The 18,357-nt window shown below is 69.0% G+C and carries 16 protein-coding genes, 3 tRNA genes and 1 pseudogene; 10 read left to right on the top strand and 10 right to left on the bottom strand.

All coding sequences use genetic code 11. The features are described 5' to 3' along the window. Positions 1–481 (top strand): annotated as a pseudogene (locus Q0A33_RS07595) (hypothetical protein); the annotation flags it as partial. A gap of 106 nt (positions 482–587) precedes the next feature. Here Q0A33_RS07595 and Q0A33_RS07590 read toward each other — a convergent pair. From Q0A33_RS07590 to Q0A33_RS07560, 7 genes are all read right to left on the bottom strand, one after another. Continuing rightward, complete coding sequence (locus tag Q0A33_RS07590; RefSeq protein WP_291794834.1) at positions 588–2,744, bottom strand: YhgE/Pip domain-containing protein; 2,157 nt, start codon at positions 2,742–2,744, stop codon at positions 588–590. 123 nt (positions 2,745–2,867) lie between these two features. After that, on the bottom strand, positions 2,868–3,686 hold the full coding sequence (locus Q0A33_RS07585; RefSeq protein ID WP_291794833.1) for an ATP-binding cassette domain-containing protein: 819 nt from the start codon (positions 3,684–3,686) through the stop codon (positions 2,868–2,870). A gap of 77 nt (positions 3,687–3,763) precedes the next feature. Beyond that, entirely contained in the window at positions 3,764–4,528 is a 765-nt protein-coding gene (locus tag Q0A33_RS07580) for a TIGR02206 family membrane protein (protein WP_291794832.1), read from the bottom strand. Positions 4,529–4,657: 129 nt separating this feature from the next. After that, positions 4,658–4,730 (bottom strand) — tRNA-Lys (locus tag Q0A33_RS07575). Between the two features lie 200 nt (positions 4,731–4,930). Next, a tRNA-Lys gene (locus tag Q0A33_RS07570) sits at positions 4,931–5,003 on the bottom strand. 139 nt (positions 5,004–5,142) lie between these two features. Then, entirely contained in the window at positions 5,143–5,436 is a 294-nt protein-coding gene (locus Q0A33_RS07565) for a co-chaperone GroES (protein ID WP_291794835.1), read from the bottom strand. A 22-nt stretch (positions 5,437–5,458) separates the two neighbouring features. Next, entirely contained in the window at positions 5,459–5,746 is a 288-nt protein-coding gene (locus Q0A33_RS07560; RefSeq protein ID WP_291794831.1) for a DUF3618 domain-containing protein, read from the bottom strand. A 198-nt stretch (positions 5,747–5,944) separates the two neighbouring features. Between Q0A33_RS07560 and bcp the strand changes: the two genes are divergently transcribed. Both bcp and Q0A33_RS07550 read left to right on the top strand, forming a co-directional pair. Next, complete coding sequence (gene bcp, locus Q0A33_RS07555; protein WP_291794830.1) at positions 5,945–6,418, top strand: thioredoxin-dependent thiol peroxidase; 474 nt, start codon at positions 5,945–5,947, stop codon at positions 6,416–6,418. Positions 6,419–6,476: 58 nt separating this feature from the next. Then, positions 6,477–6,558, top strand: a tRNA-Leu gene (locus Q0A33_RS07550). Positions 6,559–6,621: 63 nt separating this feature from the next. Here the strand turns inward: Q0A33_RS07550 and Q0A33_RS07545 are convergent. Next, positions 6,622–7,317, bottom strand: coding sequence for a response regulator transcription factor (locus tag Q0A33_RS07545; RefSeq protein WP_291794829.1), 696 nt, complete (start codon positions 7,315–7,317; stop codon positions 6,622–6,624). Continuing rightward, positions 7,314–8,537 carry a histidine kinase gene (locus Q0A33_RS07540; protein ID WP_291794828.1) on the bottom strand — a complete coding sequence of 408 codons (1,224 nt, stop codon included), beginning with the start codon at positions 8,535–8,537 and terminating at the stop codon, positions 7,314–7,316. The genes Q0A33_RS07545 and Q0A33_RS07540 overlap by 4 nt, the downstream gene beginning before the upstream one ends. A 226-nt stretch (positions 8,538–8,763) precedes the next feature. Between Q0A33_RS07540 and Q0A33_RS07535 the strand changes: the two genes are divergently transcribed. The 3 genes from Q0A33_RS07535 to Q0A33_RS07525 all read left to right on the top strand — a co-directional run bounded on the left by Q0A33_RS07535 (position 8,764) and on the right by Q0A33_RS07525 (position 11,538). Further along, positions 8,764–9,492, top strand: a complete 729-nt coding sequence (locus Q0A33_RS07535) for an ABC transporter ATP-binding protein (RefSeq protein WP_291794827.1) — start codon at positions 8,764–8,766, stop codon at positions 9,490–9,492. Next, positions 9,489–10,832 carry an FtsX-like permease family protein gene (locus tag Q0A33_RS07530; RefSeq protein ID WP_291794826.1) on the top strand — a complete coding sequence of 448 codons (1,344 nt, stop codon included), beginning with the start codon at positions 9,489–9,491 and terminating at the stop codon, positions 10,830–10,832. The genes Q0A33_RS07535 and Q0A33_RS07530 overlap by 4 nt, the downstream gene beginning before the upstream one ends. A gap of 208 nt (positions 10,833–11,040) precedes the next feature. Continuing rightward, positions 11,041–11,538 (top strand): hypothetical protein, encoded by a 498-nt coding sequence (locus Q0A33_RS07525; RefSeq protein ID WP_291794825.1) that lies wholly within the window; start codon positions 11,041–11,043, stop codon positions 11,536–11,538. Here the strand turns inward: Q0A33_RS07525 and Q0A33_RS07520 are convergent. After that, positions 11,504–12,001, bottom strand: coding sequence for a MarR family transcriptional regulator (locus Q0A33_RS07520; protein WP_291794824.1), 498 nt, complete (start codon positions 11,999–12,001; stop codon positions 11,504–11,506). The two genes, Q0A33_RS07525 and Q0A33_RS07520, sit on opposite strands and share 35 nt — an antisense overlap. A gap of 155 nt (positions 12,002–12,156) precedes the next feature. Here Q0A33_RS07520 and Q0A33_RS07515 point away from each other — a divergent pair, with 155 nt between their 5' ends. The 4 genes from Q0A33_RS07515 to Q0A33_RS07500 form a co-directional block, all read left to right on the top strand. Next, positions 12,157–13,335: a ferrochelatase gene (locus Q0A33_RS07515; RefSeq protein WP_291794823.1), complete on the top strand. Its 1,179-nt coding sequence runs from the start codon at positions 12,157–12,159 to the stop codon at positions 13,333–13,335. 142 nt (positions 13,336–13,477) lie between these two features. Next, positions 13,478–14,665 carry an MFS transporter gene (locus tag Q0A33_RS07510; protein WP_291794822.1) on the top strand — a complete coding sequence of 396 codons (1,188 nt, stop codon included), beginning with the start codon at positions 13,478–13,480 and terminating at the stop codon, positions 14,663–14,665. Positions 14,666–14,716: 51 nt separating this feature from the next. Next, on the top strand, positions 14,717–15,091 hold the full coding sequence (locus Q0A33_RS07505; RefSeq protein ID WP_291794821.1) for an MmcQ/YjbR family DNA-binding protein: 375 nt from the start codon (positions 14,717–14,719) through the stop codon (positions 15,089–15,091). Positions 15,092–15,720: 629 nt separating this feature from the next. Beyond that, the coding region (locus tag Q0A33_RS07500; protein ID WP_291794820.1) for a CshA/CshB family fibrillar adhesin-related protein at positions 15,721–18,357 on the top strand (2,637 nt) is incomplete at its 3' end.

Below are 18,357 nucleotides of genomic sequence, written 5' to 3'. Positions count from 1 at the left end.
CTCCCCGTCCCGGGACGACGGTGAGGGCGAGCCGATGCCCGTGCCCTCACGGCCCGGCGGCGACCGGCCGGGCGGCGACGATTCCGGCGACGCGCCCACGTCCGGCGGTGGGAAGTCCACTCCGGGCGGCAGGATCGAGGATCCCTCGACCGGCAACGGCGGCTCACGCGGCTCGTCGCAGCCGGGCGGTGCCTGGGCTCCCCCGGAGGAGCAGGGCCCGGACTACTCCGATCCGGTTCCGCGCGCGCCCGGTGAGGGCGAGGACGAGTCCATCACGGAGGAAGCCGGGCAGAACCCGCAGAGCGCAGCGGCCAAGGACGACGGCGCGGCCGGCACGGATTCCGATGCGGCCGGCGGAGTCGCGATCGGCGGTCTCTCCTGGCCGTTCGCGCTGCTCATCGCTGTGGGCCTCGCCGCACTGGGCGTGATCGCCTTCCTCCTGGGCAGGCGGCGTCACGGAGCCGAGGCCCCCGCGGACTGAGCACTGCTGAGGCTGCGGCTGTCGTCGCAGAGGCTTCCCACCGCATCCCCCACTGCGTCAGCCCTCACCTGCCCTTCCGCAGGTGAGGGCTGAGCCGTTCCCGGCCCTACAGGGTGAGGCTCGGGTGCAGGTCCTTCATCCGCAGGACCCGCTTCTGCGCGCAGGCGAAGGTGCTCACCGCCAGTGCGAGGATGCCGAACAGCGCCAGGCAGGCCGCGGCGTTGAGCACGGCCGCGGTGTCCCCGCCGGCGATCATCCCGCGCAGGCCCTTCACGGCGTACGTCATGGGCAGGAACGGCGAGATCCACTGGAAGAACGCCGGTGCCGTCTCCACCGGATAGGTGCCGCCGGCCGCGCCGATCTGGAGCATGAGCAGCACGAGGGCCACGAGCCTGCCGATCGAGCCGAACAGGACGACGCACATGTGGTGGACGGCGTGGAACGAGGACGCCACGACCACGGAGAACACGAACGTCCACAGCCAGGTGGAGACGGAGAAGTCGAGGATGAAGGCGAGCACCGTCCACAGCACCACCACCTGCAGGACGCCGAACAGGAGGCCCGGGACGAGGCCGGACCACGCCACCCGCAGCGAGCTCGCGGACGAGGCCAGTGCGCGGTGCGGGTAGGCCTTGAGCACCATGTAGGTGATCATCCCGCCGATCCACAGCGCGAGGCCGATGAAGAAGGCCGCGAGCCCCTGGCCGTAGACGTGCACGGGGTTGAGGGTGTCCTTGTGCGCGTCCACGGGCAGGGCCACGACGTCGGAGCGGACGTCCCGGTCCGCGGAGTCGAACGTCGGGATCTCCTCCACGCCGTCCGCCAGCCCGTCCGCGAGCTCTCCCGAGCCGTCGTCGAGCTGTGCGGCGCCGTCGTCCAGCTGCACGGCCCCGTCCGCGAGCTGCCCGCCCGCGTCCGCGGCGCTGCCGGCTCCCTCAGCCAGCTGCACCAGTCCGTCTGCGAGTTCGCCCGCCCCGTCGTCCAGCTGCTGTGCGCCGTCGTCCAGACGCACGATCCCGTCGCGCAGGGTGCGGGCCCCGCTTGCCACCTGGGTCGCCCCGTCGTCCAGGGTGCTGATCTGGTCGTCCGCCTCATGCACCGCGTCCAGCACGCCGTCGGCCAGCTCGCGGGCGTCGTCCTCATAGCCCTGGGCTCTCGAGCGCGCGTCCTTCGCCGCGTCCTGTGCGGAGTCCAGATCGGATTCCAGCCCGTCGAGGGCGTCCTGCAGTTCGCCCACGCGGGGATCGTCCGGATAGTCCTCGGCCAGGGCGTCCACCCGCGCGGAGAGATCGTCGGAGACCTTCGCCCGGCCGTCCTCGAAGCGATCGGCGGCATCGTCGAGAGCCGGCCCCGCGCTGTCCACGAGATCGCCCACGCGGCCGTCGAAGTCGTCCGCCTTGGTGCGGATCTCGTGCGCCTTGTCGCTGAGCGCCCCGGTGCTGTCGGCCACCTGCCCCGCGCCGTCGGCCAGATCGCGGCTGCCGGTGCGCGCCTCGGCGGTGCCGTCGGCCAGATCGGAGGCGCCCGAGGCCAGCGTCCCTGCGCCGTCCGCCGCGGTGTCGGCCGCGGTGTGGAGCTCGTCGAGTCCGTCGCGCAGCTGCCCGGAACCGTCCACCATGTCGCCGGTGCCGTCATGCAGCTGCCCTGCGCCGTCATGGAGGTCCCGGGCCCCGTCGGCGGCCTCGGCGATCTTGTCGTGGAGGTCGTTGAAGCCCACGAAGATCTGGTCGGCGTACTCCGCCGTGGTCGTCTCGTTGAGGCCCGCCTTGATGCCGGTGAGGATGGTGTTCGCGACCTGGCCCAGCACGTAGTTGTTGGCGTCGTTGGTCGCCACGCGCAGCTCCGCGCGCTCCGGGTCGTCACCGCCGGCGGAGACGAGCTTCTCCGAGAAGTCCGCGGGGATGGTGAGGACCGCGGCGTAGGATCCGTCCGCCAGTCCCTCCGCGGCGGTCTCCACGTCCGCGGTCTCCCAGGCGAAGCCCGCGGCATCCTTCTCCGTGACGGTGTCGACGAGCTCGTCCCCGGCGTGCAGCTCCTCCGGCGGCGCGTCCTCGTCCGCGCCCGTGGGCGCAGGCTTCTCCGCACCCCGATCCAGGTTGACCACGGCGGCCGGCAGGTTGTCGAGGTTGCCCGTCGGGTCCCAGTTGGACGCCAGGTACAGACCTGCGTAGAGGGAGGGGATGACCATGATCACCACCATCGCGAGGCGGGTGAGGGTCGTCCGGCGGAAGCGGGAGAGCTCGAGCCAAGGCAGGGAGAGCATTGAGGTCCTTCGTCGATGCGCTGCGGATCCGTGGGTGCGGCGGACCGGGCGTCCGCCGCGATGTGCGAGGGGCGATCCGAGGGCGCGGCGCGTGCGGATCGTCGGGGTGTGCGGGGAGCAGACTCAGCCGGGAGACCGGGAGATGTCGAGGGTGAGGACGTCCTCGGCCAGGTCCGGCACCCGGGCGCAGAGCTCGTTCAGCTGTGCATCGTCAGCACAGGTCACCACGAAGGTCCGGCGCTCGTCGGTGAAGACGCCCTCGCGGCGGTACAGCAGGACCCCCAGCCAGGCGATCGTCCGGTCGCGCGGGTCGCGCAGGAAGTCGATGTCGTCCACCGCGACGACGGGGGTGTGGTCCATCGAGGTGAGGGCGAGCTGCAGGAAGAACTGCTGGAGCGGCGTGAGTTCGGAGACGTAGGTGGACTCGCTGACGCTCAGGACGAAGTCCGCGTCCAGCACATCGGCCGGACGGAACCCGGGGATTCCGGACTCGCGCAGGATCGTCATGGCGGAGACCACGACCTCGCGCAGCTTGTCGATCTCCCGGGTGACCTTCGAGCGTGAGATCCACGGCTTGTACCAGGGCTGGGTGGTGATGAGCCGTTCCGCGATGTGCTCCGCCACGGAGAGGTTGCTCTCGAGGTCCGTGACCCCGTGCACGTGTGCCAGCCCCACGAGGGTGCGCACCTTCCGGCCCTGCTTCTGCGTGTCGAACCCGCGGACCGAGGCCGTGCCGGAGCTCGGCCGCATCCTGCCGGCGATGCTGAGGAGGAGGCAGGTCTTGCCGGACCCCTCGGCTCCGCGGAGCACGAGCAGCCCGCCCTCGGGCACCTCGGCGGTGACGTCCGTGTAGACGGGGCCGCGGGAGGTGCTCATGGACAGGCCGTCGACGCTCACGGCGGGCTCGCGGTGGTGCTCCGCCGTCTCCGCGCTCTCGCTCATCTCCACACTCACCTGTCCCATGATCCGCGCAGGCATGCGCATCCGCAAGGCGAACGGCGAAGCCGTGGCCACTCTCACTACCGCCGGGTAACAAAACGGCGGACGGCGCCGTGCCGCGGATCCGCGAGCGGTGCGGACGCACGCGGGCCGGAGGTCCACGGCAGGGTCATGAGGGCCCAGAGCACGGCCGCGAGGAGAGCCTCCCAGAACACATAGGCCGGCCACGGGCCCAGGAGGTCCAGGATCGAGGGTCCCTGCGGCGCCCGTGAGAGATAGGAGTAGTTGGCTCCCGTCATGCCGTTCACCGTGACGGCGAGACAGGCCCAGGCGATCGTCGCCGCGCAGGTGATCCCGTATCCGCGCCAGGTGGGCCGGTACCCGAGTCCCCAGACGAGCACGACGGGGGTGAGGAGCACGCTGATGTGGAGGTACCAGAAGAGCACGTACTCGACGACGGGCACGGAGAAGTAGTTGAGGTCCGGTGTGAGCACGGACTGGATGTTGAGCGTGAGACCCCAGTAGTAGGAGATCGCGATGGCCCAGCCGGAGCGTCGGATCAGCGCGACGGCGGTGATGATCCGCAGCGCGTCGGAGTAGTGGAAGGGCAGGGACTGGTCGATGTTCCAGTTCCACGGCAGGAAGTCCCGCGCGAATCCCATGAGCGCGACGGCGAGGACGATCCAGCCGGAGATCCGCAGGATGCGGTCCTCCCTGTCCGTGCCCGCGATCCGGCGGGCTCCCCAGACGAGTGCGAAGCCCGCGATCACGGTGAACGCCAGGGCGCACAGATGCTCGGGTCCGAGCAGCGGCATGCGCCCGATGGGCTCCAGGCGGATCGACATGAGGGAAGTGTATGCGGTCCCCGTAGTGTATGCGGATGTCCTCGCCGAGGGAGCCGCGCGCTGCGCGGGTGCAGACATGACGAAGGCCCTTCGCCGGCGTTTCCGCCGGCGAAGGGCCTTCGTCCTCTGTACACCCCCCGGGACTTGAACCCGGAACCCACTGATTAAGAGTCAGTTGCTCTGCCAATTGAGCTAGAGGTGCGCAACGAGAAGAAAGACTACCCGCTTTCGGTCGAGGAGGGAAGCGGGCGAGACGGTTCGGGGGAGAGATTCGCACCACACTCGCGAGAGGGCGGCATGCGGGCCGAGGCGCCTGGTGCGGGTCGGGGTGCCGCCGCGTGCGGCGGGAGCATGACGAAGGCCCCTCACCTGGCGCGATGCCTGGTGAGGGGCCTTCTCCGGTACACCCCCCGGGACTTGAACCCGGAACCCACTGATTAAGAGTCAGTTGCTCTGCCAATTGAGCTAGAGGTGCGCAACGGGATGAAACTATACCCCTCCGCGCGGCCGGTTCCAACCCGGAGAGGCGGATCCGGACGAAAAGTGCTCCGTCTCACCCCGGGTGCGCCGCCCGGCGGGTGGGGCGGCGCACCCCGCTGGCACCTCGGGGCATCTCAGAGGTACAGGCCGGCGGCCTCGTCGGTGGCGGACTCCGCGATCGCGTGCACGTCGCGCTCGCGGAGGAGCACGTAGCCGGCTCCCTCCAGCTCGACCTCGGCGAGGTCCTGCGGGTCGAAGAGGACCGAATCGCCCAGCTCGACCTGGCGGACGAGGGGGCCGGCGGCCGCCACCGTTCCCCACGCCAGGCGCTTGCCGACGGAGGCGGTGGCCGGAATGAGGATCCCGGCGGACGACTTGCGCTCTCCGCCGTCCTTCGCCGGGGCCACGAGGAGGCGGTCGTGCAGCATCCGGATGGGCAGGTCCGGCGTCTCAGCCACGGCGACCACGGAAGGCGAGGAAGCCGATCACACCTGCCGCCGCGAGAACTGCACCGCCCACCGCCGCGATCCGCTCGACGCGGGGCGAGCCGCTCTCGTCGATGATGAGGGACTTCGCGGAGTCCGCCGCCCGTGCTGCCAGAGCCTTGGGGTGCAGGCGACCCACGAGCTCGTCCACGTTGGCGGCCAGGCGCTGCTCGCGCAGGCGGATGGACTCGACGAGCTGCTCGCGCGTCGCGGTGTCGACCGTGACGTCCGAGGTGTACACGTTGCTGGACATGCGCTCACTTCCTAGTGCGTGGATCGGTTCCTCCCGGCGCACGCGCGCCGATCGCCTCCGAGCCTACCGCGAAGAGGCGCCCCTCACGCAGTGCGGCGGCACGGTACCGGGAGCCTCGCGGCTAGGCTGGACGGCAGCGGGCGGGACAGGTCTCGCCCGGCACGGCACAGCACCCGAACAGGAAGAGCGAGGACCCCCATGACGCGCTTGGAACCCGGCGACGCAGCCCCGGACTTCACCCTGAATGACCAGGACGGCAGCCCGGTGACCCTCTCCGACCTCCGCGGCTCGCGCGTGGTCGTCTACTTCTACCCCGCGGCGATGACCCCCGGCTGCACCACCCAGGCCTGCGACTTCCGCGATTCGCTCGACGCGCTCGCGGCGCAGGGCATCCGCGTGCTGGGAGTCTCGCCGGACGAGCCGGCGAAGCTGAAGAAGTTCCAGGAGCGCGACGGCCTCACCTTCACGCTGCTCTCCGACCCGGAGAAGAAGGTCCTCACCGAGTGGGGCGCCTACGGTGAGAAGAAGAACTACGGCAAGGTCGTCCAGGGCGTCATCCGCTCCACCGTGGTCGTCGATGCCGAGGGGGTGGTGGAGCTCGCCAGGTACAACGTCAAGGCCGCCGGTCATGTGGCGCGCCTGCGCCGGGACCTGGGGATCGACGAGGCCTGAGCGGACGCCGAGGCCGGCGCCGGTGCGCCTGGCCGGTCTTCGGTAGACTGACCGCCGCGCGCGTGTGGCGGAATTGGTAGACGCGCTGGATTTAGGTTCCAGTGTCCCAGGACGTGGGGGTTCGAGTCCCCCCATGCGCACAGCCGGCGCCTCACCAGGATCCTGACGTCCAGGTGAGGCGCCGCTCCGCTGTCCTGGGCGGATCAGTCATGGGGCCCGAGCTGAAGTTCGTGGCCGAGGATGACGGCGTGCACCCGGTCCCTGAGCTGGAGCTTGGCGAAGATCGAGTTGATGTGCGATTTCACGGTGGAGTGGGCGAGGTGCAGCTCTGCGCCGATCTCTGCGTTGTTCAGTCCGCGTGCGACGGCGGAGAAGATGTCCCGCTCGCGAGGGCTCAGCACCTCGAGCCGGACGGCTCTCGTCTGTGCGCTCCTGCTTCTCCGCGCCTCCTGTTCCGACGAGGCGAGGTAGTGCTCGACGAGCTGTGAGGTGAGGCGCGGTGCGACGACCGCCTCCCCGCCGGCCACGGTCCTGACCGCGGAGACGAGTGCCTCGGGGGTGGTCGTCTTGAGCAGGAAGGCGCTCGCGCCCGCTCTGAGGCTGCCGAAGGCGTAGTCGTCGAGGTCGAACGTGGTGAGCACGATCACCCTGACCGCGGGGTGCCGTTCCGTGATGATCCGGGTCGCTTCGATGCCGTCCATGCCCGGCATCCGCACGTCCATGAGCACGACGTCGGGGACCGCGCGGTCGAGCAGGGCGAGCGCCGCTGCGCCGTCTCCGGCCTCGCCGATGACCTCGATGCCGTCCGCGGAGTCGAGGATCAGGGCGTTGCCGGCCCGTTCGAGCGGCTGATCGTCGACGACGACGATGCGGAGGGAAGCCGGCGCGAGTGTGCTCATGCCTGTTCCGGTCCTTTCAGGGGGAGTACGGCCCGAACCCGCCAGCCGGTGCCCGGGGCGTCTGCGGCAGTGGGGACCGGCCCGGCTTCGAAGGTGCCGTGGAAGGCCGCGGTACGCTCCCGCATCGCGCGGAGGCCCAGACCCGCTCCGAGCGACTCGACGGCGGTGCCGGGTCTGCCGTTGTCCGTGACGGTCACTGCGAGGCGGTCGTCGCACTCGTGGACGGCGACCTCGACGTGCGTCGCCTCCCGTGCGTACCGGAGGGCGTTGGTGAGGGCCTCCTGCACGAGGCGGTACACCGTCGTCCGCAGCGCCGGCTCGCTCGGCTGCGTCGCATCATCCAGGACGACGGGCAGCCCGGCGGCGCGGAACACCGCGATCAGCTCCTCCAGCGGGGGCAGGCTGTGGCCGGAGTGCTGCAGATCGGCGCCGAGGGCATCGTCGTGCTCGCGGAGCAGGCGGAGGATGCGCTGCATCTCCTCGAGCGCCTGTGCGCCGACGGTGCCCAGCTGTTCCAGCGCCTCGCGCGCCCGGGCGGGATGCTTCTCCCAGCCTGCGCGCGCCCCGCCTGCGAGTGCGATCATCACGGTGACCGAGTGCGCGACGACATCGTGCATCTCAGCGGTGATGCGGGCGCGTTCCGCGGCCGCCGCCCGCTCCTCCCTCATCGTGATGAGGTTCCTGATCGCAGCCCGCCGGCCGCGGCTCGCCCGCACGGCGACGCCGGTCGCAAGCGCCGCCAGCGCGATCGGGTCGATGCCGACCGCCGCCGGCTGCTCCCTGGTCCCCAGCAGCACTGCGAGCCCCGAGGACGCGAGGATGACGGCCTGAGCGGCGAGATAGCCGAGGAACGCGGTGCGCAGTCTCGTGAGGGAGGCCAGGGTGTACACACCGAAGGCGCTCTCCATGGTGGCGGCCGTGGTGCCCATCGCGGCAAGGGGGTTGAGAGCGGCGAAGCCGACCGCGAGCAGCAGTGCCGCGAGCGGATGCGAGCGCCGCCACCAGAACACCACCGCCACGCCCGCAGCGCAGAGGTGCCCGAGCCAGGCATGCGCATGCGGCTCGAGCAGCAGTGCCGCCACCGGGGGAGCGGTGCAGACCAGGATGATGAGCACGTCGAAGATGCGCGGGCGAGCCGCGAACCAGCGGACGATCCGGGGCCGCTCCAGCACCGGATCGCTCAGCGTCCCCGCGGTGCTCACGGGCACTTCGGTGCTCACGGGCGCGGGTGCCCTCTCTGCGGTGCTGCTCTGCGCGTCATGGCCGTCCTCTCCCCGTCGAGGATACGGACGGGCCGCCCTCACGACCACCACCCCTGGGTGGAGACTCGCCCGGGCTCACCCATGACATCTCCACCCCAGGCCGGTGTCCGTCCCCGGTGCAGGGTTCCTAGCGTTGGCGGCATCAGCCGGAGCAGTGCGAATGCGAGAGGGGCGGAGCATGGGCGTGACGACAGATGCCGGAGCGGGCGAGGCAGAGGCTGAGAACCGGTGCTGGGTGCTCCGGGCTGAGGGCGTCAGCAGAGCCTTCGGGGACACCCGGGCGCTCGTGGGAGCGGACGTCGATCTCCGTGCCGGTGAGGCGGTCGCGATCATGGGGCCGAGCGGATCGGGGAAGTCGACGCTCCTGCACGCGCTCGCGGGCATCATCGCCGTCGATGGGGGAAAGGTGCTCCTGCGCAGGTCCGACGGCAGCGGGATCGACGACCTCGCTGTGCTGCCGGAGACGAAGCGCTCCGTGCTCAGGCTGCGTCGCTTCGGCTTCTTCTTCCAGGCGGGTCTGCTGATCCCGGAGCTGACGGCCGAGGAGAACGTCGCTCTCCCACTGCTCCTGTCCGGGCGGGGCAGGGCGGAGGCTGTCAAGCGGGCGAACGCCGAACTCGCGCGGCTCGGGATGCCCGGCCTCGGGGTCCGCCGGATCGGTCAGCTCTCCGGCGGTCAGGCGCAGCGGGTGGCCCTCGCCCGTGCACTGGCCGCCGATCCGGCGATCATCTTCGCGGATGAGCCTACCGGCGCACTCGACTCCCGCACCGCCGACGACGTGCTCGACGCCCTGCTGGCCTCGAACGAGGGCGCCGGCCGGGCATTGGTCATCGTCACACACGACGAGAGAGTCGCAGGGCGCTGTGATCGGATCGTACGCCTGCGCGACGGGCGGATCGAGAGCTCGTCGTGAACCCGTACGCAGTGTTCCTGCTCATCCGTCCGTCCCGCTCCTCGGTGCTGCTCGCGCGCTTGCAGCTGCTCGCCTCCGGTACGACCACGCTGCTCGCCTTCGCGGTCGCCATGCTCGCGGCGGCGTTCCGGAACGTGCCCACCGAGGAGATCGGCTACACGGTGCTCGCGGTCTCACTCGTGGGGCTGCTGATCGTGCCGCTCCTCACGCTCGGCTCCGCCACCGTTCGTCTCGCCGCCCGCAGCCGCGACGACCGGCTGGCGACGCTGCGACTGCTCGGGGCCACCGCGGGGCAGGTGCGCAGAGTCGCGGTCGCCGAGGTGACTGCGATCGCGGCAGCGGGGGTGCTGCTCGGCACCGCTCTTGCCGCTGCCCTCCCGTTCCTGCTGAGCCTGCTCACCATCTACGGGCAGCCGCTGCGTGCGGAGGATCTCTGGCTGCCATGGTGGGTGACGACGGCGCTTCCGGTCGTCCTGGTGATGGTGGCGGCGATCAGCGGCCTGTTCGGTCTGCGTCGAGTGGTGCTCTCCCCGCTCGGCGTGCGGATGCGACAGGACGCGCCGACGCTGAGCCGGCTGCGCTTCGTGGCCGCCCTGGTGGTGCTGGCCGGCGCGGTGCTGGTGATGCAGAACATCTCACCAGGTTGGGGAGCGGTCGTCATCACTGCTGCGGTCGCCGCGTCCGTGCTCGGCATCATGGCGATGCTCGGCGTGGCCGGCCCCTTCGTGCTCGCGCTGTTCTCCCGACGCTGTGCGCGGCGCACGGAGGATGCGGCACGTCTGCTCGCCGCACGCGGTGTGCTCGAAGATCCCCAGGCGGCATGGCGCAGCGTCTCCGCACTCGCGCTCGCCTCGTTCGTGCTGATCCCGGCGGGAAGCATGCTCGGCTTCCTCGAGACCATCCAGGCCGGCGAGAGCCGCGAGATCATGACGGCCGACCAGCTGCTGCTCTTCAGCGATGCGCGCATCATGGTCATCGCACTCGCCGCGATCTCGTTCCTCGTGGTCGCCTGTCAGGTGGCGATCACGCAGACCGCCGCCGTCATCGAACGCCGCGACCTCTACGTCGCCTGCGACCGCATCGGCATGCCGGTCGCGGAGATGGATCGGGCACGCAGGCTGCGGGTGACCATGCTCGCCGCCGTCGCCGTGCTCGGGGCCGCCGGGGCCGCCATCGCGCTCGCATTCTGGCTGGTCGTCGCGGCAGCGGTCACGGCACCGCTGTTCATCGCGACGACGGTGCTCATCCTCCTGCTCGGACTGCTGCTCGTCCACGGCGGAGTCGTGTCGACGCGACCCGTGCTGCGCCGCGTGCTCGCAACACCCGCGCGCGGTGAATAGCCGTGGAGACCGCGTTCGGCCTCGGCCTGCTCGGCACCGCCATTTCGACGAGCTTCATCGCACTGGCGCTCGCGCCGGTCAGCGTGGTGCAGCGGCTCACCCCGGTGAGGGGAGCGATCTGCACCTCGGAACACAGCACGTCCGCGTCGCCTCGATCCTCGCCGTCTCGACGGTGGCCGCTGCGGGAGTCCTGGTGGTCCGGTGCCTCGTGCCCGCACGAGCCATCCGCCTGCTGGGTCTGCTGACGAGTGCGGTGGTGTTCGGCAGCATCACCACGGTTCTCAAGACGCTGGTTGCCCATGTCTCGGCAGAGGGGCTGCAGGCGGCCCTCGGCGCTTCGACCGTCCATGTGAGCCTCTTCGCGGTCGTCACGGGCGGAGTGGTGGCGAATGTGCTGCTCCAGACCTCTCACCGCTTCTTCCCGGCGCCGGTGGTGCTCGCGGCGCTCACGATCATCGATCCGCTCACGGCGGCGGTCGTCGGGATCACCGTGCTGGGCGAAGCCTCGCTCACGCCTGCGGCCGTCGCCGGCCTCGCTCTGTCAGGTGGACTTGCGTGCTCCGGCGTGCTCGGTCTCAGCCGCCTGCGCCGGAGTGCGTCCCCTCAGCACGCGCCCACGGCCGCGCTCCTTCCGGAGGAGTCTCCGTCGCAGATGGACCGCAGGGCCGGGTTCAGTCCGGTTCGGCCTGCTCGGAAGAGGCGCTGAGCGCGGCGAAGAAGCGGAGCACGGAGGCGCGGTCGTCCGGTGTGAGCGCAGCGACGGCGCGGAACCGCTGCGCGTGGCTGCGGCCGATCGAGGCTCTGGCGGAGGCCGCCGTCGACTCGGTGACCTCGAGGACGGTGCGGCGGCGGTCCTCGGGGTGCGCTCGCCGTCGGATGTGTCCGCCGGCCTCGAGCCTGTCGGTGAGCTTGGTCGCCGCCGCGGCGGAGAGCCCGAGGTGCCGGGCGACCATGCCGGGCGTCGTGGGGACTCCCTGTCGATGCGCGGCGATGAGGTACCGCAGGGCCCGCATATCGGTCTCACCGAGGCGCATGTACCTGCGTGCCTCCTCGCTCAGCGAGCGCTCGAGGTCCCTCCAGCCGTTCATCGCCTCGAGGACGGCGACCACCTGGTCGACCTCGTCCCGGGGGAGATCCCGCACGTCCAGCAGCTCTCCCGCGGGGTCCATGCTGCGGGGGTCCAGGAGAGACCGCACTTCGGCATTCCCATCGTTCGCGCTCGCGGCCATGTCACGATCTTAGCCTCGATTGAAATTACACTAGGAATACTATTAACTGAGTGAAGTAACTACTGAGCTGAGCCGAGACGACCGGAGGCCCCGTCATGACAGCTGCATCATCCGTTCCGTACGCCTCGCCGGCCTCTGCGCCCGGCGAGTCCTTCGCTGCCGCACCGCAGCGGTACGACGCGCTTCTCCTGGCCGGGTTCGGCGGTCCGGAGGGCCAGGAGGACGTGATCCCGTTCCTGCGGAACGTGACGCGGGGGCGCGGCATCCCCGATGAGCGCCTTGAGGAGGTGGCGCACCACTACCGCCGGTTCGGTGGGGTGAGCCCCATCAATGCCCAGAATCGCGCGCTGAAGGCGGCGATCGAGGCGGAGCTCGCTGAGCGCGGCATCGATCTGCCGGTGTACTGGGGCAACCGCAATTGGTCGCCCTATCTGTCCGAGGCCGTCCAGCAGGCCGCCGATGCCGGCGACACGCGCCTGCTGGCATTCGCGACGAGCGCCTACAGCTCGTTCTCGAGCTGCAGACAGTACCGCGAGGACTTCGCCCGCGTGCTCGAGGAGACGGAGCTGGCCGGAGCGGTCACCATCGACAAGATCCGCCAGTTCTTCGACCATCCGGGCTTCATCGATTCCTTCGTCGGCAGCCTCGCCGAGTCGCTCGGCGGCTTCCTCGATGAGGGGCTGCCTGCCGGGGCGGTCCGGGTGCTGTTCACCACCCACTCGATCCCCACTGCGGATGCGCAGCGCTCGGGTCCGCGTGACAGGGACTTCGGTCCGGGAGGCGCCTATGAAGCGCAGCACCTTGCCGTCGCGGCGGCTGTGATGAGACGTGTGGCGCAGCGTGACGCACGGCTGAGTGGGGTTGCATGGGAGCTCGTGTACCAGTCGCGCTCCGGTCCGGCCTCGCAGCCGTGGCTCGAGCCGGACGTCTGCGAGCGCATCGCACAGCTGCCTGCGGAGGGGGTGGAGGGGATCGCGATCTCCCCGATCGGGTTCGTGAGCGACCACATGGAGGTGCTCTGGGATCTCGACACCGAGGCGCTCGAGGCCGCGGAGGACGCCGGCCTCCGGGCGGTGCGCACGGCGACCCCGGGCACCGATCCCGCGTTCGTCTCCGGCATCGTCGACCTCGTCGAGGAGCGCATGGCCGCGGTCGATCCTGCGGCCCGTCCGGCGGAGACCGCGCTCGGACCGTGGTTCGACGTGTGCCGCCCCGGCTGCTGTGAGAACGTGCGCGCCGGATTCCGGCCGGCTGCCGCAGGTGTGGCCCCGTGAGCGGGCGGAGGGGCTGTGGTCCGCGGCGGTTCGCCGTCTCGCTATCACAGGTGTGATAGTTTTGGGAGTGTGACACCCACGGCAGCCTCGGCCCGCTCGGAGAACGGCCCCAGCTGCCCCTGACCACGGCGAACGGAGGTCGATGAGTATGCCGGCGTGGCTGTTCGCGCTGTTCGCCGCCGCGTTCGTGCTGTACACGGACGACTACGTGATCGCGGGCATCCTGCCCGAACTCGCCCGCGACCTCGCCGTCTCCGAGGGCCAGGCCGGGCAGCTCGTGACGGTTTTCTCCGTCACCGTCGCGGTCGCGGCACCCCTCGCCGCGGTCGCTCTCGCACGGATCCCGCGGCGAGGGCTCTTCGTCGTCTCACTGCTGGTCTTCGTCGCAGCGAACCTCGCGGCAGCGGCAACGCCGTCATTCGCCGTCCTGATGCTGCTGCGCGTCGCCGCGGCGCTCGCGGCGGCGAGCACCACTCCGGCACTGTTCGCGTTCGCGGCTGCGCACGCACCCGCGGAGAAGGTGGGGCGGTACATCGCCCTCGTCTCCCTCGGCGTCACCGGCTCGATCGCCGCCGGGGTGCCCCTCGGCACCTGGATCGGCGGCGCGTTCGGGTGGCGAGCCACGTTCGCGGCGATGGCCGTCGCCGGAACGCTGGTGCTGGTGTTCGTCCTCGCAGCCCTGCCCCGCACCGAGAGGCCGGGTGAGACCCTGGCTCTGCGCGAGCAGCTGCGCACACTGCGGCAGCTGCCGATCTCTCTGGGACTGCTGGCGAACTGCGTGCTCATGACCGGTTCGATGATGATGCTCACCTACCTCGCCCCGTACCTGGCCTCGACCACCGCGGCCGGGGTGGAGGAGCGGGCGCTCGCGTTCGGCCTGTCCGGGATCGCGGGCATCCTCGGCATCTGGCTCGGCGGCATCGCCACCGATCATTGGGGCGCAGACCGAGCGCTCCTGTGCGGAATCGCCGTGATCGTCGCGTCCATGCTCACGCTCTGGGGCCTCTGGGCCGCCCGCCCCGTGCCGCTGCCGCTCGTGCTCGTCGCGGCCACCGTCTGGGGCGGCATGGCGTTCTGGAACTCACCGGCCATTCAGGCCCGCCTGCACCACCTCGCAGGCCCCGTATCCGGCCATGCCCTCGCGCTCAACACCTCAGGCACCTACCTCGGCGTGTCCGTCGGAGCCGCGGTCGGGGGCTCCGTGCTCTCCGGCATCGGGCCGGGCGGCCTCCCGCTGTTCGCGGCGGGCTTCGCCGTCGCAGCGCTCCTCCTGCTCGCCCTCGCCGCGTATGCGTCCGCGTCGCCGGGGCGGCAGGGCCGGATAGTCTGACCGCGCGGAGAGCGCACAGAGCACGGAGCGCACAGAGCATGAGGAGGCGGCGTGGACGGTGAGGAGCTGCAGCGACTCGCGGCCGAACGCACACAGGAGCTGCCGGGCGCGAGTCTCGAACACCCCTTCGGTCCCGAGTGGGACGTCTTCAAGGTGCGCGGCAAGGTGTTCATGCTGCTGACCGTCCTCGCGGACGAGCCGCTCGTCACCCTCAAATCCCATCCGGACGACAGCCGCTCACTCCGGGAGGCGTATGCGGAGATCACACCGGGGTATCACATGAACAAGCGGCACTGGATCACGCTGCGGGCGGGATCCGCCCTGGACCCGCAGCTGGTCGAGGACCTCGTCACGGAGTCCTACCTGCTGGTGGTCGAGAAGCTGCCGCGCGCGCAGCGTCCCGTGGCACCTGATTCCTTTGGATAGAACCGAGATAAAGGGGGAGGCGGCACCGGTGCGACCCTTTGCCGGAGCGGTTGTCAGCCGGTGGTTCGTCCGTGGGCCGGCTTGGGCTCGGTGGCTTGAGCGTGATGCTGCTTCTGCCGTCAGTGTGAAGTCGCATGAGTGCACACCGCTCACAGCACGCATGTCGGGATTCCAGATCGATGCGGGCAGGCGCTTCCCTGACGTCTGCGTCGTGTATCAACCGGGATGTGGGAGGGCCTCTTTCTACGAGGTGAGGGGTGATCGAGACACCGGGCCGAGGCTTTGCTCACGAGGTTCTCGCGTGAGCCTCGATTGTGACGTATTGCACATGTCGGGATTCCAGTTTAGTGTCGGTTGTGCAGTTGCTCACAATGTAGTGGGGTTGCCAATCTGCCCCTCTGCATGAATCGGAGGGGGTCTGTTCCATGGTCCAGCAAAATGCACCAGATGGGGGGCGCGGGCGTGCGCCCACGCTCCCCGAACCCGGCGGGGGAGGAGTGCTCGGACGTGCCAAGAGTTGGCTCGCCATTGCGGCTGCGGCCGCAGTAGCGACAAGTGGCCTGGTGCTTGTCAGCTCTTCCGCGGCGGACGCCCGGATGGCAACGGGCGGATCGGGGAAGTGGCGCTCGATGATCAGCTGGATGGAGTGGCCGGGCGACTCTACAGGGAAGATCGCCGAGGGCGCCGTGGCACAGACCCGGCAGCAAATCGGAAACGAGGTCATGACGACCTCGTGCACCATGACCAATATCGTGGCTGACGATGGCGCTGGAGATGTGTTCCGGTATCGTTCCGGCTCGTGGCAGGGTGACGCCCTGGACGATCTCTACAACATCGGCGGGACTGGCGGAAACAATCAGCTGGTCGCTGGTATCTCCAACGGGCAGAACCCGCGCAACCCTGGAACCATGTCGTTCCACGTGGCCTGTGAAGCTGACGTTGACGGCCGCCCCTACCCTATGCAGGGCCTCGTCTTTGCGGACGCGGAGCAGAACAACTACCAGCCTAACGGGCAGCAGGAGAGCATCTCTGCTACCCCGGACAATCCGGACGACGTGACATGGCGCATCATGGAGCGCACGCGCACCCCCGGTTGTAACACCGGCACCTGGGTCAGCCGGTACGACGATGAACGCCTCCGGATGATGTCAACCACGGATCAATGTAGTGGTTCTCCCGGCGGCCCGATCGTGGTCTCGATGATGGAAAACGTGGAGTCGGCCACCTTCTCGCTCTGGTCGAACAATGGAGCCGTCTCGGCGCTGGCCATCGGTGTGGTGCACTTCGCTGATTTCGGTGATGCACCGGAAAGCTATGGAAATGCCGGAGCGTTGTCGTCCGGGATGTTCCAAGGGGGCGAACTCCCTATGGGGCATACGCAGGCATTCGGAAGTGCTCCGGCCGACACGACTCTCGCCCAGCCTACTCCCAGGCTTGGCGATCGACTCGACCCCGAGGCGAACCAGCGGTTCAGTCCCGACGCAAGGGGTGACGACCAGAACGGTGCCGATGACGAGGATTCCATTGTCATCCCTGCCTCCCTCGAGGCAAAGCGCGGTCAGCCTTTCACCTCGCCGGAGATCAAGTGTGTGGGGCCTGGCGATGTCGCTGGCTGGATTGACTGGAACGGCAACGGGACCTTCGATGAAGGGGAGCGCTCCAACACGGTCGCCTGTGGTGAGGGTGAGGAAACCATCACCCTCGATTGGCGGGTGCCGGGTGACGCGACAGTGGGCGCCAGTACGACCTTCATGCGCCTGAGGATCGCTGATCCGGGTGAGGCCTTTGGCGCCACCGGGACGACATTCTCCGGTGAGGTGGAGGACTATCAGGTCCAGACGCAGGTCGAAGACGCGCCGATCGCGAACGATGACCGCTCGGATGAGCATGAGGTGGGCGAAACCGTTACGATCCCAGTGCTGGACAATGACACTGGAAACCTCGATCCGTCGACAGTGAACCTCGTTGACCCTGATTCCGGTGAGCCGGTGAAGGAGTTGACAGTTCCAGGTGAGGGCGTCTGGACGGTGAACGAGGACGGTTCAGTCACGTTCGTGCCGGAGGACGGCTACACCGGTGACCCGACTCCAGTTGCCTATACCGCTGAGGATCCCGACGGAGAACAAGTCACCGCGAACATCATCGTGACCTACCTGCCAGAGGCCTACGACGATGAGTCGTTGAACAACCCTCGTGGTGAGCCGGTGACGGTGGACGTGCTCGGCAATGACGAGGGTGAATTTGATCCGTCGACGGTGAATATCACTGATCCTGAGTCCGGTGAGCCGGTGAAGGAGCTGACCGTTCCGGGTGAGGGCGTGTGGACGGTGAACGACGATGGGTCGATTACCTTCACGCCTGAGGAAGGTTTCGAGGGTGATCCGACGCCAATCGGCTACACCGTTGAAGATGAGGCTGGCACCGTTTCGAGCGCTGAGGTCGTTGTGACCTACGTTGATGAAGCCACTCCGCCTGCTGCGAACGACGACGAATCGTTGGACAACGAGAGTGGCACCGCAGTCAGGGTGCCCGTTTTGAGTAACGACGAGGGTGCGCTTCTTCCCTCAACCGTCAACATCACTGATCCTGATTCCGGTGAGCCTGTGAAGGAACTCGCGGTGCCGGGTGAGGGGACGTGGACGGTTGATCCGGAGACGGGTGATATCACCTTCACGCCCGAGGAAGGGTACGAGGGTGATCCGACGCCGATCGCGTACACGGTCGAGGATGCCGACGGTAACGAGGTGACTGCAAACGTCGTAGTGACGTATCTGGATGCTGACGCTCCGGTAGCCAACGATGACGAGTCACTGGATAACCCCCTTGGTGAGCCGGTGACGGTGAACGTGCTCGAAAATGACGAGGGCGATTATGACCCCTCCACGGTGAACATCAGCGATCCTGAGGGTAACCCTGTCAAGGAGCTGGTGGTTCCTGGTGAGGGTGTGTGGACGGTGAACGACGATGGGTCGATCACGTTCACGCCCGAGGATGGTTTCGAGGGTGATCCGACGCCGATTACGTACACGGTGGAGGACTCGAACGGCAACCAGGACAGTGCAGGCGTGGTTGTCACCTATGTGGATCCGGATGCGCCTGCGGCGACGGATGATGAGTCGCTGAACAATGAGCCTGGTTCGACGGTGACGGTTGATCCGTTGGCGAATGATTCGGGTGATCTGGATCCGACGACGGTGAACCTGACTGATCCGGATGGTAATCCGGTGAAGGAGCTCACGGTTCCTGGTGAGGGTGTGTGGACGGTG

The sequence above is a fragment of the Brevibacterium sp. genome, assembly GCF_022712115.1.
Classification (GTDB): Bacteria; Actinomycetota; Actinomycetes; order Actinomycetales; family Brevibacteriaceae; genus Brevibacterium; species Brevibacterium salitolerans.
Note: the sequence above shows the minus strand (reverse complement) of the source record. Positions and strands in the feature narration are given on the sequence as shown.